At 64.0% G+C, this 14136-nt stretch carries 14 protein-coding genes; 4 read left to right on the top strand and 10 right to left on the bottom strand.

The features are described from left to right. Position 1: 1 nt before the first annotated feature. Entirely contained in the window at positions 2-811 is an 810-nt protein-coding gene (gene nadE / locus BLR69_RS03100; protein ID WP_071495301.1) for an ammonia-dependent NAD(+) synthetase, read from the top strand. 1 nt (position 812) lies between these two features. On the opposite strand, the gene BLR69_RS03105 is transcribed toward nadE, so the two are convergent. From BLR69_RS03105 to BLR69_RS03135, 7 genes are read right to left on the bottom strand one after another with little or no spacing between them, the layout of a single operon-like run. Next, positions 813-1844: an ABC transporter substrate-binding protein gene (locus tag BLR69_RS03105; RefSeq protein ID WP_071495300.1), complete on the bottom strand. Its 1032-nt coding sequence runs from the start codon at positions 1842-1844 to the stop codon at positions 813-815. Positions 1845-1858: 14 nt separating this feature from the next. Next, entirely contained in the window at positions 1859-2956 is a 1098-nt protein-coding gene (locus BLR69_RS03110) for an NAD(P)/FAD-dependent oxidoreductase (RefSeq protein ID WP_071495299.1), read from the bottom strand. Then, positions 2953-4296, bottom strand: coding sequence for an FAD/NAD(P)-dependent oxidoreductase (locus BLR69_RS03115; RefSeq protein WP_071495298.1), 1344 nt, complete (start codon positions 4294-4296; stop codon positions 2953-2955). Before BLR69_RS03115 ends, BLR69_RS03110 begins: the two co-directional genes overlap by 4 nt. Next, positions 4293-4583, bottom strand: a complete 291-nt coding sequence (locus tag BLR69_RS03120; protein ID WP_071495297.1) for a (2Fe-2S)-binding protein — start codon at positions 4581-4583, stop codon at positions 4293-4295. The genes BLR69_RS03115 and BLR69_RS03120 overlap by 4 nt, the downstream gene beginning before the upstream one ends. Continuing rightward, positions 4583-5377: an ABC transporter permease gene (locus tag BLR69_RS03125; protein WP_071495296.1), complete on the bottom strand. Its 795-nt coding sequence runs from the start codon at positions 5375-5377 to the stop codon at positions 4583-4585. The genes BLR69_RS03120 and BLR69_RS03125 overlap by 1 nt, the downstream gene beginning before the upstream one ends. A gap of 4 nt (positions 5378-5381) precedes the next feature. Beyond that, on the bottom strand, positions 5382-6227 hold the full coding sequence (locus BLR69_RS03130; protein WP_071495295.1) for an ABC transporter permease: 846 nt from the start codon (positions 6225-6227) through the stop codon (positions 5382-5384). Next, positions 6224-7252: an ABC transporter ATP-binding protein gene (locus BLR69_RS03135; RefSeq protein WP_071495294.1), complete on the bottom strand. Its 1029-nt coding sequence runs from the start codon at positions 7250-7252 to the stop codon at positions 6224-6226. Before BLR69_RS03135 ends, BLR69_RS03130 begins: the two co-directional genes overlap by 4 nt. A gap of 242 nt (positions 7253-7494) precedes the next feature. On the opposite strand from BLR69_RS03135, the gene BLR69_RS03140 reads away from it, so the two are divergent. Next, positions 7495-8325 carry an IclR family transcriptional regulator gene (locus BLR69_RS03140; RefSeq protein WP_071495293.1) on the top strand — a complete coding sequence of 277 codons (831 nt, stop codon included), beginning with the start codon at positions 7495-7497 and terminating at the stop codon, positions 8323-8325. A 61-nt stretch (positions 8326-8386) separates the two neighbouring features. Here the strand turns inward: BLR69_RS03140 and BLR69_RS03145 are convergent, their stop codons facing one another. From BLR69_RS03145 to BLR69_RS03155, 3 genes are all read right to left on the bottom strand, one after another. Then, on the bottom strand, positions 8387-9793 hold the full coding sequence (locus tag BLR69_RS03145) for a class II fumarate hydratase (protein WP_071495292.1): 1407 nt from the start codon (positions 9791-9793) through the stop codon (positions 8387-8389). Between the two features lie 11 nt (positions 9794-9804). Beyond that, complete coding sequence (locus tag BLR69_RS03150) at positions 9805-11109, bottom strand: cation:dicarboxylate symporter family transporter (protein ID WP_071495344.1); 1305 nt, start codon at positions 11107-11109, stop codon at positions 9805-9807. A gap of 164 nt (positions 11110-11273) precedes the next feature. After that, positions 11274-12629, bottom strand: a complete 1356-nt coding sequence (locus BLR69_RS03155; RefSeq protein ID WP_071495291.1) for a class-II fumarase/aspartase family protein — start codon at positions 12627-12629, stop codon at positions 11274-11276. 104 nt (positions 12630-12733) lie between these two features. Between BLR69_RS03155 and BLR69_RS03160 the strand changes: the two genes are divergently transcribed. After that, positions 12734-13474, top strand: coding sequence for a GntR family transcriptional regulator (locus tag BLR69_RS03160; RefSeq protein WP_071495290.1), 741 nt, complete (start codon positions 12734-12736; stop codon positions 13472-13474). 81 nt (positions 13475-13555) lie between these two features. Continuing rightward, positions 13556-14128, top strand: a complete 573-nt coding sequence (locus BLR69_RS03165; protein ID WP_071495289.1) for a DUF2239 family protein — start codon at positions 13556-13558, stop codon at positions 14126-14128. Positions 14129-14136: the final 8 nt, after the last annotated feature.

A 14136-nucleotide genomic window follows, 5' to 3' on the forward strand; every position in this document is an offset into this window, starting at 1 on the left:
CATGCAAGAACGTATCGCACGGGAACTGAACATCAATCGCGCGTTGACCCAAGGCGGCGAACCCGAGGAAATCCAACGGCGCATCGACTTCATCAAGACCACCTTGCGCCACTCAGGCTGCAAGGCCCTGGTATTGGGCATCAGTGGCGGCGTCGACTCCCTCACCGCCGGCCGCCTGTGCCAATTGGCGGCGGAGCAACTGCGCAGCGAGGGCTACGCCGCACGCTTCATCGCCATGCGCCTGCCCTACAAGACCCAGGCCGATGAACGCGACGCCCAGGCCTCCCTGGACTTCATCACTGCGGACCACATCGACACCCTCAACATCGCCGCCAGCGTCGACGGCCTGATGGCCAGCCTGACCGCCACCGAAGCCAGCGCCGAGCATGTCGATTTCATCAAGGGCAACGTCAAGGCCCGCACGCGCATGATCGCGCAGTACGCCGTGGCCAACCTGCACAATGGCCTGGTGGTGGGCACCGATCATGGCGCCGAAGCGTTGATGGGGTTCTTCACCAAGTTCGGCGACGGCGCCTGCGACCTGGCCCCGTTGTCGGGCCTGACCAAGACCCAGGTGCGATTGCTCGCCACGGCCCTCGGCGCCCCGGCCAACCTGGTGCACAAACACCCGACGGCCGACCTGGAAGAACTGGCACCGGGCAAGCTGGATGAGCATGCCTACGGTTGCACCTACGCAGAGATCGACGCTTACCTGATGGGTGAACCGGTGAGCGAACGGGTGAGGGCGATTGTCGAGGGCGCGTACAGCAAGACAGCGCACAAACGCGCGCTGCCGATTGCGCCCCTTTGATTTAACGCTCGATCGAGCGACTCCACCGCGCATTCCACTCCGGCCGCGCCTGGTTGACCTGGTCCCAATCAATCGAAATCGCCGTCTGCAAGTAACCCTGCATCGCTTCCACCCGCGCACGGGTCTTGTCGGTGGTCGGCGTGGTGGGGTTCGAGGGAATCTGGTCGCCTTCCTCAAGCGCCGGGGCCTGGGCTTCGGCGGTCAGCAGGAAGGCCGCAAGTTTCTGCGCCAGTTCCGGCTGGTCATTGCGCGCAATCACGCATTCGGCCACGTTCAGCACCACCGCGCCTTCCTTGGGCTGCGCGTATTCCATGGGCACGCCGAGCAGTTTCTGGGTGGCGACCTGGGTCGGGGTAAGGGGGAAGATCGCGGCTTCGTCGGTCTGCACCATCTCGGAGATTTTCGCCGAGCTGGCGATGTATTCCAGCACGTTGGGGCCGACGGTCTTTGGCCAGGCCTTGAAGCCGGGCTCCACGTTGGTTTCGTCGCCGCCCTGGATACGGTTGAACATCAGGAAACCGTGCAGGCCGAAGGTGGACGATGCCAGGGACTGGAACACCACTTTCTCCTTGAAGCGCGGGTCGGCCAGGTCCATCCACGAGGTGGGCGCGGCCCAGCCTTTTTCCTTGAACATCTTGGCGTTGTAGCCCAGGCCGGTCACGCCGAGGGTCACGGCCACGGCTTCGTCCTTGATCTTCGCCTTGGCCGGGATCTGCTCCAGGGTCGCGCTCGGCGCCAGCTTGTCGCACAGGCCCATGGAGATGGCGCGGTACATGATGCCGTCGTCGAGGAACATCACGTGCATCTGTGGGTTGTCTTTGTTGGCCTGGACCTTGGCGAGGATGTCCGACGAGGTGCCGGGCACGATCACCACCTTGACGTTGTTGGCCTTTTCGAACGCGGGCAGCACCTTGTCGGCGTACACCCGTTCCATGGTGCCGCCGTTCATGCCCAGGTACAGCGTGGGCGCGGCGTGCGCCGTTGAGGCGAGCAGGGCGAGGGACAAGCAGGACAGCGCAATACGTGGGTTCATGGATGTTTTTCCTCTCAGGCTTGGAAACGACGGATGGAAAACGCTTCGATGGGGTGGCGGCTGGCCCCGGTGCAGACGATCTCTGCCAGGGCTTCACCAACCGCGGGACCGAGCTGGAACCCGGCGCCGGCAAAGCCGAAACCGTGGAGCAAGCCCGGTTGGGTACTGCTGGGGCCGATCACCGGTTCGTGATCGGGAAGGTAACCTTCGGTGCCGCTCCAGGTGCGGATGGCCTGGGCGCCCTTGAGAAAGGGGTAGAGTTCGCCGGCGTTGCGCAGGATCTCCAGCACCGCCGCCTGCCCTGGGCGCGCGGTCAGCGGGCCGAGAGCAAAGCCGCGACCACCGCCGAGGATGCAATTGCCCCTAGCGACCTGCCGCGCATAAATCCCGCCACCTTCAACGCCGGTGCTCACGTTCATCACCACCGGCAAGGGCTCGGTGACCAGCATCGCCGGATGCGCCGAGGTGATCGGCACCGCTTCGCCAAACTGCGCGGCGACGCTTCCGGCCCAGGCGCCGGCGCAGTTGAGCAGCCATGGCGCTTGCAGGTGCAGGCCGTTGGCGCAGTGCACCTGGAACCGGCGGCTGTCATGTTCGATGCGGATCACCTCGGCCTGCTCATACACGACGGCGCCATAACGCTGTGCGGCACGGGCGAAGGCAGGAGACACCAGGCGCGGGTTGGCATGTCCGTCTTCCGGGCACAGCGAGGCGCCCACGGCAATATCGCCGACCCAGGGGAAGCGTGCGCGCAACTCGGTGTAATCCAGCAACTGAAGGCCCAGACCAAAGCCACGGGTCTGCTCGGCATACACCTGCAACGCGGCGAAGTCAGCATGACTGCGCGCCAGCTTCAAATGCCCGGAGCGCACGTATTCGCCGTCGATGCCGATCAACCCCGGCAAGTCGGCCCACAGTCGATGGGCGCGCTGGGACAATGGCAGTTGGTGCAAGGGCCGACCCTGGCGCCGCACGCCGCCATAGTTGACGCCACTGGAATGCGAGCCGCAAAAATCCCGCTCCACCAGGGCCACGCGCTGGCCTTTCTGCGCGAGCATCAAGGCCGCCGAGGCGCCGACAATGCCGCCGCCGAGGACGATCACGTCGATCATGGCTGCACCTCCACGCCAAACGGCAGCGGCTTGATCGGTGCCTGGCCGCGCAGGCGGCCCACGTGTTCAATGGCGCGGCCGCTGCGTTCGGCGACAATCTCCGCTGCCGCCAGCCCACACATCCGGCCCTGGCAGCGGCCCATGCCGACGCGACAGTGGGCCTTGACCCGGTTGAGCTCCCAGTGGCCTTCATCCACCACCGCGCGTATCTCGCCGGCGCTGACTTCTTCGCAACGGCACACCATCAACGCGTCCGGCGCCTGGGCCGCCCATTGCTCGGGGAAGGGGAACGCGGTTTCCAGCCCATGACGAAAACGCTGGATGCGCACCAGTTGCTGCTCCAATACGGCGGAGCGGCGCGAGTCAATCGTTGCCCCCGAATCTTCCAGCACCGCCAGTGCCGCACGTTCACCGGCCATCTGTGCGGCGTCCGCACCCATGATCCCTGCGCCGTCGCCAGCCAGGTACACACCGTTGACGCTGCTGCGCCCGGCGTTGTCCCGTTGCGGCAACCAGGCGCGGTTCAAGCTGTTCCAGGCGAACTCACAGCCGAGCAAGTCCGCCAGTTGCGTCTCGCTGCGCAACGCGTGGGCGAAAGCCACGGCGTCGCATTCCAGACGGTGTTCCCCCCAACGAATGCCGCTGACCCGCTGTTCTCCTTCGATATTCTGCAGCGTGGCGCCCTGATGCACGGGAATCCCATGGGCACTCAGCCAGGCGCGGTAATACATGCCCTTGGCCAAGGTCAGTGGTTGCCCGAGCAGCGCCGGCAGCGCACGGCACTGTGCACTGAACGGCGCGCTGTCGAGTACCGCCACCACCTTGGCCCCGGCCTTGGCGTATTGGTAGGCGACCAGATACAGCAACGGCCCGCTGCCGCAGAACGCCACGCGCTCACCGATGGCGCAGCCCTGGTATTTCAAGGCGATCTGCGCCGCGCCCAGGCTGTACACGCCGGGCAGGGTCCAGCCCGGCACCGGCAGGATACGGTCGGTGGCGCCGGTCGCGACAATGATCCTGGCGTATTCGACGCTCTCGGCCCGGCCGTTGTTGAGCATGTCCAGGCGACCGTCCTCGGCATTCCACACCAGGGTTTGCGGTCGATAGTCGATCAGCGGCGCCAGCTCATCCATCGTGCGGTGCACGGCTTGGGCCTTGCTCGCTTCAAATCCGTAGATCTGCCTGGCGGTGCGCTGGAAGCCCAGGGGTTGCCGCCGATAGATCTGCCCGCCGCCGCGCAGGCTTTCATCGATCAGGCACGGCGTGACGCCATGGTCGAGCAGGGTGCGCGCCGCGCTGATCCCGGCCGGGCCTGCGCCCACAATCACCACCGGTTTCATGGCTGGCGCCCCGGGTCACGGCTGATCGCCTGGCCTTCTTCCAGCAGCGTCGAGCAGGCGCGCACGCGGCGGCCGTCCTCAAGCCGCACCCAGCAGTCCTGGCAGGCGCCCATCAGGCAGAAACCGGCGCGGCGCTCGGCGCTGAAGTCACTGCCGCGCAGGTGTTCGGCGCAGGTCAGCATGGCGGTGAGCAAGGTATCGCCAAGCAAGCCGCTGGCGGGTTGACCGTCCAGAGTAAAGGACAGGGCAGGGCGCGCGCGCTCGGCTACACGTTTGAACAAGGCCATCAATGTTTCCCCACCAGCACGCGGTCCAGGCCGTAGACCCGGTCCAGCAGAATCATGGTGGCCGCCGTCAGCGCAATCACCAGGGCCGACACCGCCGCCATCATTGGGTCGATGGACTCGGTGGCGTACACATACATACGCACCGGCAGGGTTTGCGTGGCCGGCGAGCTGACGAAGATCGACAGCGTCACTTCATCGAAACTGTTGATGAACGCCAGCAACCAGCCGCCAGCGACACCGGGCAGAATCATCGGCAGGGTGATCTGGCGAAACAGTGTAAAGCGGCCGGCGCCGAGGGATTCGGCGGCCTGCTCGGCACTGCGATCAATACCGATGGCGGCCGCCAGCACCAGGCGCAGCACATACGGTGTGATGATCACCACGTGGGCGAGCATCAGCCAGGTGAAGCTGCCGTTGACGCCCATCAGTGCGAACAAGCGCAGCATCGCCACGCCCAGCACCAGGTGCGGGATGATGATCGGCGACAGGAACAACGCGCTGAAGAAGTTGCGCCCCGGGAACGTGTACCGACTGATCGCCAACGCCGCCGGCACCGCAATCAACGTGGCCAGGCTGGCTGCGGTGAAGGCCAGGACCAGGCTGTTGTAGAACGCCTGGATAAAGTCGGCCCGCTCGAACACCGCGCGAAACCAGCGCAGCGAGAAACCCGAGGTGGGCAGGCTCAAGGTGTTTTCCGGAGTGAAGGCCACCAGGCACACCACCACCAGCGGCGCCATCATGAACAGCACCACCAAACCGTGGAAACCGAGGGCCAAAGGACCGTTTCTGGACATGCGCTTAAACCCCCAGGGACTTTTTGTAGCGGCCTTCGACCATGCGGTTCCAGCTCAGCATGATCAGCAGATTGACCAACAGCAGCACCACCGCGATGGTCGCTCCCATGGGCCAGTTGAGTTCCGAGAGGTACTGGTCGTACACCACGGTGGCGACCATTTTCAGGCGGCGTCCGCCGAGCAGGCCGGGGATCGCGAAGGAGCTGGCGGCCAGGCCGAACACGATCAGGGTGCCGGACAGCACGCCGGGCATGACCTGCGGCAGCACGATCTTGCGCATCACCGTGGCCTGGCTGGCGCCCAGCGACAATGCGGCCTGTTCCGCCGACGGGTCGAGCTTTTGCAGGGAGGTCCACACCGGGATGATCATGAACGGCAGCATCACGTGCACCAGCGCGATGATCACCGCGAACGGTGTGTACAGCAGCTTCACCGGGCGCCCGCCGAGCAGTTGGATCAGTTGGTTCACCAGGCCATCGGCGCCCAATAGCAGGCTCCAGCCGAAGGCGCGCACCACCACCGAAATCAGCAGCGGCGTGAGGATCAGGATCAGGAAGATCGAGCGCCACGGCGTGCCCATGCGACTGAGGATGTAGGCCTCGGGCACACCGATCACCACACACAGCAGAGTCACCAGCGCGCTGATCCAGAAGGTGCGCCAGAAGATCTCGTAGAAGTACGAGTCGCTGAACAATGACAGGTAATGGGCCAAGGTCCATTCATCGGCCTTCACGCCCACCTGGTAGTCGAACACGTTGAACGACAGCACCAGGGTCAGGCCCAGCGGCAAAACCAGCAGCCCGGCAAACAGCACCAGCGCCGGCAGCGACAGCAGGTAACCGCGACTCATGCGTGCACCTCGTCGGCTGCCAGTACGCGCAGCAAGTCCGAATGCCAGTCCAGGCCCACCGCCGCGCCGCAGCCCAGTGGTGCGCTGCCATCGTTGCTGCGCACCACGGTGATCTCGCCCAGGTCGGTGTGGATGCGGTACAGCCATTGGCTGCCGAAGAAGTAACGATCAAGCACCTTGCCTTGCAGGCGGCCGGCGCCCACATCCACCAGCGTGATCTTTTCCGGGCGCAGGCTCAGGACCAACTCGCCATCGCCGCGTTCATGCCGTACTTGCGGGATCCCCAACTGATCGTAATCGCCAGCCAGCAGGTTGGCCTTGCCGACGAAATCGGAGATGAAGCGCGTGCGTGGGTGTTCGTAGAGCTTGTACGGCGCGTCGATCTGGGTCACTCGCCCGGCCTGCATCACCACCACGCGGTCGCTGATGGACAGCGCTTCAGCCTGGTCGTGGGTGACCATCAAGGTGGTGATGCCGACGGCGCACTGGATGCGGCGGATCTCGAACTGCATTTCTTCGCGCAAATTGGCGTCGAGGTTGGACAGCGGCTCATCGAGCAGCAACACCGGCGGCTCGATCACCAACGCACGGGCCAGGGCCACGCGTTGGCGCTGGCCGCCGGACAGTTCCCGGGGGTAGCGCTCGGCGTGGGGCGCCAGGCGTACCAGTTCGAGCACGGTCTTGACCTTGCTGGCGATCTCGGCGGCCGGCACTTTGCGCATCTTCAGGCCGAAGGCGACGTTGTCGCGCACGCTCATGTGGGGGAACAGCGCATAGCTCTGGAACACCACGCCCAGGCCACGGCTGGCGGGCTTGGCGTGGGTGATGTCGCGGCTGTCGAGCAGGATCTGTCCGCCGCTGACGTCGACAAAGCCGGCGATCATTTGAAGGGTGGTGGTCTTGCCGCAGCCCGAGGGGCCGAGCAGGGAAACGAACTCGCCCTTTTCCACCGCAAGGTCGGTGGCGACCACCGCGTCGACGGCGCCGTAGCGTTTGCTCAAGGCGTTGAGTTGGAGAAATGCCATGTCTGCGTTCCACCTTTTTTGAGTCGCGTCGAAACGCGCTTTTTTGTTTTGGGCAGATGCGAATGAGGTATTGCCGGTGCGTTGGCGCTCGATCTTGAGTCGGCTGCCGGTTGTTGTTCATTTCGCCCCTGTGGACGCAGATTAGGACGAAGACTAGGATGGGCGGAAGATGGAATTTCACTGAACGGACTATTATTTTCGTATTTATTCACTCACCGGAATTTACCAAGAGATTGAGTGTTATGGATTCCACTGATCGAAACGAAACTGGCAAAGAAGTCGGCGCCGGTGCGGTGTCCCGGCTGTTCGCCCTGCTGCGCACCCTGGGTGACGTGCCGGAGGGCGGCGAACGCGTCACCCAGCTGGCGCAACAGGTGGGCCTGTCGCAACCCACCACCCATCGGCTGCTGCGCAGCCTGATGGACGAAGGGATGGTCGAGCAGGACGCCCGCAGCAAGCGCTATCGCCTGAGCCTGGAGTTCTTCGCCCTGGCGGCGAACGCGGGCAAGACCGGCAACCTGCGCGACCTGGTGCGCCCGAGCATGCTGCGCCTCAGTGCGTCATTGGGTGACTCGCTGTTCCTGCTGGCGCGCAGCGGCTTCGATGCGATCTGCCTGGACCGCAGCGAAGGCCCGTACCCGATCCGCACCTTCACCGGCGATATCGGCGGGCGCGTGGCATTGGGTGTGGGGCAGGGCAGCCTGGCGATCCTGGCCTTTCTGCCGGAGGAAGAGCGCGAAACCGTGATCCGCTACAACCTGCCACGGCTCAAGGACTTCCACCTGTATGACGAAGTGCTGTTGCGCTCGGAAGTGGAGAACGTGCGCAACCTGGGGTATGCGGCGCGCAATACCGGGGTGCTGGAAGGCATGGCCGGGTTGGCCGTACCCATCCTCAATCGGGATGGGCACGCGGTGGCGGCGTTGAGTGTGGCGACCATCAGCGATCGCCTGGGGCCGGGCCGGTTGCCGATGGTGGTGGAGTTGCTCAAGCGCGAAGCGGCGGCGATCGGGCCACGGATCAATCCGTTTGATCCGACGTTGCGCCGGCCCTCACAAACCTTTGGCGGATAATCCATTTCAGCCACGATGAAGATCAAAAAGTCTGAGCAGGCTGGCTTATGGGTGAGGTGGGTCAGCCGTTGTTTGTCGGCGCAGTGGGATGAATCATCGTTTCCGGCCTTACCCGTTGTTCGTACTCTTCGGCGCTGATCAAGCCCAATTGCACCGCCGCCTCTTTGGGTGACAAGCCCTCGTCCGCGGCCTTGCGGGTGATCTGGGCCACGCGGTCATAACCCAGCAGCGGGTTGAGCACCGTCGCCATCAGCAATGAATGCTCCACGTTGTGTGCCAACTGCGGGCGGTTCACCTCCAGGCCGCTCAGCAGCTTGTGGGTGAACAGGTCGACGCCGTCTGTGAGCACGTCGATCGATTGCAGCAGGTTATGGATCAGCACCGGCTTGGCCACGTTCAATTCGAAGGTGCTCGAAGCGCCCGCCAGAGTGATCGTGGTGTGGTTGCCCATCACCTGCATCGCCGCCTGCACCAGTACTTCGGCAATGGTCGGGTTGCGTTTGCCGGGCATGATCGAGGAGGTCAGGCCATCGTCCGGCACGATCAATTCACCCAGGCCGCAGCGCGGACCCGAACCGAGCAGGCGGATGTCATTGGCGATCTTGGTCAATGACACGGCCAGCACATTCAGCGCGCCAGAGGCTTCGACCAGGGCATCGTGGGTGCCCATGCCTTCGAATTTGCACGGGTTGGTTTCGAAGGGTTCGCCGGTGAGCCGGCTGATTTCCTCGCAGAACGCCACGTCAAAACCGACAGGTGTATTCAACCCAGTGCCCACCGCCGTGCCGCCTTGGGGCAGCAGGCAAAGGCGCGGCATGCACGCTTCGATGCGCGCGATACCGTGCTGGATTTGCTGGGCAAACGCGCCAAATGCCTGGCCCTGGCTCATGGGCACCGCATCCATCAGGTGGGTGCGACCGATTTTCAGCACGTCCTGCCAGGCGTCTGCCTTGGCGTTGAGTCCATCACGCAGATGGCCCAATGCAGGCAGCAGGCGACCGCGCAGTTCCAGCACGGTGGTCAGGTGCATCACCGTGGGGAAGCTGTCGTTGGACGACTGCGAGCAGTTCACATGGTCGTTGGGATGCACCGGCGACTTGCTGCCCAGTTCACCGCCGAGCGCGAGGTTGGCGCGGTTGGCGATCACCTCGTTGGCGTTCATGTTGGTCTGGGTGCCGGAGCCGGTTTGCCAGACCGACAGCGGAAAGTGCAGGTCGAGCTCGCCGTTGGCCAGTTCGTCCGCGGCCTGTTCGATTGCCTGCGCCAGGGCGGGCGCCAGCGCGCCAAGGCGTACGTTGGCACGGGCACACGCGCGTTTCTGGTGGCCGAAGGCGCGGATCAGGCTGGCGGGGAACGGCTGTTTGCTGCCGAACACCTCCAGCGCCCGCTGGGTCTGTGCGCCCCAGTAGCGGTCGGCCGGTATGGACACCGGGCCGAACGCGTCGTGTTCGATTCGCTGAGTAGTCATCAGAAGCCTCGTTAAAGCGCAGCGCCGGCGGCACGGCCGAGCACGCGTTGATATTCACCCTGGGCAGTCTGCTGGGAGAACTCGCCGGACCATTTCGATACCACCACCGTGGCCACGCTGTTGCCGATGGTGTTGCAGGTGGCAATCGCCATGGACATGAAGCGGTACACGCCGAACAGCAGCGCCAGGCCTTCGGCCGGCAGTACGCCGATGGCGGTCACGGTCGCGGCAAACACCACAAAGCTGCCACCCGACACCGCCGCCGCGCCCTTGGAGGTCACCAACATGATCGCAATGATGCCCAGTTGTTGTTCCCAGCTCAGCGACACGCCGTAGGCATTGGCGATAAACAGCACGCACAGCGACATGTAGATCGATGTGCCGTCGAGGTTGAACGCATAGCCGGTAGGCAGCACCAGACCGACGCTCTGTTTGGAACAGCCGAATTTCTCGAGCTTTTGCAGCAGGCGCGGTAGGGCGCTTTCCGACGAGGCGGTGCCGAGCACGATGAAGATTTCATCCTTGATATAGGTGAGGAAGCGCCACAGGCTGAAGCCGCTCAACCGGCACACGGCGCCCAGCACCACAAAGATGAAGAAGGCGATGCCGACGTAGAACATCAACACCAGGTTGGCCAGGGACATCAGCACCGCTGTGCCATTGCTGCCCACCGCGTACGCCACCGAGCCGAAGGCACCCAGGGGCGCGAACTTCATGATCAGGTTGATGAACTCGAAGAAGCATTCGGAGATGCGGTTCAGGCCGTCCTCGATCACTTCACGGCGCTCGGGCTTCAACGCCAGCAGGGCGAAGCCGAACAGCACCGAGATCACCAGCACTTGCAGCAGCTGGCCGCCGGCGAAGGCACCGACGAAATTGTCCGGGAAGATGCCGTAGATAAAGTCCATGGTCGAGGCGGGCGCATGCCCCTTGGCCACGGCGGCGCTCGCGGCGGCGGCAGCGGCGCTGCTCGGGTGGGCGTCATGCATGCCGGAGCCGATCTGCAGCAGGTTGCCCCACAACAGGCCGATGGCCAGGGCGATGGTCGACACCACTTCGAAGTAGATCAACGCACGCAGGCCGACCTTGCCGACCCGCTTGATATCACCGGCTGACGCGATGCCGTGGACCACCGTGAAAAATACCAGCGGCGCGACAGCGGTCTTGATCAGCTTGAGGAAGATATCGCCGAGGATCTTGAAGCTGGCGGCCAGTTCCGGGGCGAGAAAGCCGAAGGCAATGCCGAGGAACATGGCGGCGACGACCTGGAAGGTCAGGTCCTTGTAGAGCGGTTTTTTGGCGGGGGTGGATGACATGTCTGTGATCTCGTTGTTGTTATGGTTCGGTGTGACGCTGGAGATCCCAGTGTGGGAGCGGGCTTGCTCGCGAATGCGGTGCATCAGTCAACCCATTCATCAACCGACAGACTGCTTTCGCGAGCAAGCCCGCTCCCACAGTTAGATCTCCGTTGGATTTGGGATCAGCGTTTGACTGGTCCGCTGCGCGCCAGCGCGATGTCCACCATCTGCGGCGCCAGCCCCAGGTAGTTGGCGGGGTCGGTCAGGCGTTGCAGTTCGGCCACATCCAATTGCGCAGTGGCTTCGCCCTGGGCGAGCAGGGCGTCGAGCAGGCTGGTGCCCTGGTCGTTGGCCATGCGGCACGCGGCGTACACCACATCGTGGGCCACCTGGCGACCGAGGGCCGGGGCGAGACCCATCATCACGGCTTCGGCGACGATCAGGCCCTGGGTCATGTCGAGGTTCCTGCGCATGCGCTCGGGGCGCACTTCCAGGCCGGCGAGCATGAAGGTCGCCTGGCCAAGGGACGCGGCGCTGAGGGCGAAGGCTTCAGGGATGGCGATCCACTCCGCCTGCCACGGGCCGGTGGAGCGTTCGAAGTCCTGGATCATCGCGTCGAGCATCAGCCCGGCGTGTTGGCGCACGCCCTTGGCGGCGGCGTACATCAGCTCGCAGGAAATCGGGTTGCGCTTCTGCGGCATGGTGCTGCTGGCGCCACGGCCCTTGACGAAGGGTTCGTACACTTCGCCCAGTTCGCTGGTCATCATCATCATGATGTCCAGGGCGATCTTGCCCAGGGAGCCGGTAACCAGGCCGAGGAAGTTCAAGGTTTCGGCCAGCCCATCACGGGCCACATGCCAGGTGGCTTGCGGCACGCCCAGGCCGAGCTCAGCCATCAACGCTTCCTGCACCTGCAGCCCCTTGTCGCCCAGGGAGGCGAGGGTGCCGGCCGCCCCGGCGAACTGACCGATTTCGACCCGTGGACGCAACTCCACCAGGCGCTCGGCGTGGCGATCGAACATGCTCAGCCATACCGCGCACTTGTAGCCGAAGGTGATCGGCAGCGCGTGCTGCAAGTGGGTGCGACCCGCCATCGGCGTGTCGCGATAGCGCGCGGCGAGGCCGGCGAGCAGGCTGCGTACGGTCTGGATATCACGCTCGACGATGGCCAGCGCGGCGCGCACTTGCAGGACTACGGCGGTGTCCATGATGTCCTGGGTGGTGGCGCCCCAGTGCACGTAGCGGCCGGCTTCACCGCAGATTTTCGACAGTTGCTCCACCAGCGGCAGGATCGGGTAACCGACGATCTCGGTCTCGTGCTGCATCAGCGCCAGGTCCAGGGCCTCGTACTGCGACAGCGCGGCGATCTGCTCGGCGGCGTCGGCGGGGATCACGCCGCACCGCGCTTCGGCGCGAGCCAGGGCCACTTCCACTTCGATGTAACGCTCGATCAGCGCTTTATCAGAGAACACGCCGCGCATTTCGGCGGTGCCGAACATGTCGCGGAACAGGGCGGAATCAAAAACGGTACTCGACATGGGCTAATCCTATTTGTTATTTTTAAACCATACATATTTAATATGTCCGTACATTATGATTACGCTTGTGCTGATACACTGTCAACTCGACTGCGAGGGTAAAAATGGAAAGTGTGAGCCAGAGGCGTTATGCGGCGGTGGCCAAGGACCTGATCGATCAGATTGGCAATGGCCATTACCCGGTAGGGTCGTTATTGCCGACTGAATTCGAACTCTGTTCTCTGTACGCAGTGAGTCGCCACACCGTGCGCGCGGCCATCGACCAGTTGCAGGGGCAGGGCATGGTCTCGCGGCGCAAGCGTGTGGGCACGCGGGTCGAAGCCGCTTCGCCCCAGGGCGGGTATTCCCAGGCGATGGCCTCGGTGGCCGACCTGGTGCAGGTCGCTGAAACCCATATCCGGGATATCCAAGGCGTACGCGAATTCGTCGTCGATATCGCCCAGGCCCGGCGCCTGGGGCTGGAGCCGGGTGGGCATTATTTCTGCGTGTCGAGCATCAAGGTCGATGCCAGCGCCGGCAATGCGCCGCTGTGCTGGACCGACGTGTACGCCGAACAGGCCTTTGCCGAAGTGATCCCCGAAGCGCGCAAGCACCCGGATGAACTGATCGCCGCGCTGATCGGCAAGGCGTTCTCGCGGTCTATCGATGTGGTGGACCAGCAAGTGCGGCCGGTGCAGTTGTCGACCGAACTGGCGGCCAGCCTCAAGGCACAGGGCGGGGCGCTGGGGCTGAATATCATCCGCCAGTATCGTGATGAAAACGGCGGGCTGATTGCGGTGTCGGAGACGGTCTATCCAGCGGACCGTTTCACCCTGACCATGCAGATGAAGCGCGACAAGCGCTGATCCATACGACGATAACCTTGCATCTGGTAAAACTTTGGCTAATATGACCCGGGTAAAACATATATCGCCCGGGTAATAAATATGTCTACGCGCACGCTTCCTGCTTGTACCGCCTTTATCCGCCACCAGCGTGTGGCGGCAGGTTCCTATACGGACGTCGCCACGACGCTCGCCGAGCTTGACCAGCCCACGGGCAGTTTCCTGGTCTTCGACGACGCCACCGGCAACCAGGTCGACTTTCCCTGGCCCGCAGGCTATGCGCCCGAACTACCAACCCAGGTCGACGTGACCGACGAGCCTCCCGCTACCCCCTCGGTTGGGCGCCCGAAGCTTGGGGTAGTCGCGCGGGAAGTCACGCTGTTGCCGCGTCATTGGGAATGGCTGGGCCAACAACGCGGCGGGGCTTCGGCGGTATTGCGGCGGCTGGTGGATGAAGCGCGCACTGCCCATGCTTCCCGTGACCGGATACGCCAGGCCAAGGAAGCCAGCTATCGGTTCATGAGTGCCGTCGGCGGTGACCTGCCCGGTTTTGAAGACGCCTCGCGTGCGTTATTTGCCTTTGATGCGGCGGACTTTTCGAGCAAGATCGCGCACTGGCCGCCAGACGTGCAGACCTACCTGGCTTGGCTGTCGCGCGACGCGTTCCCTGTCTGACAACAACT

Origin of the sequence: Pseudomonas azotoformans, from assembly GCF_900103345.1 — a bacterium.
In the GTDB taxonomy this organism is placed as follows: domain Bacteria; phylum Pseudomonadota; class Gammaproteobacteria; order Pseudomonadales; family Pseudomonadaceae; genus Aquipseudomonas; species Aquipseudomonas azotoformans.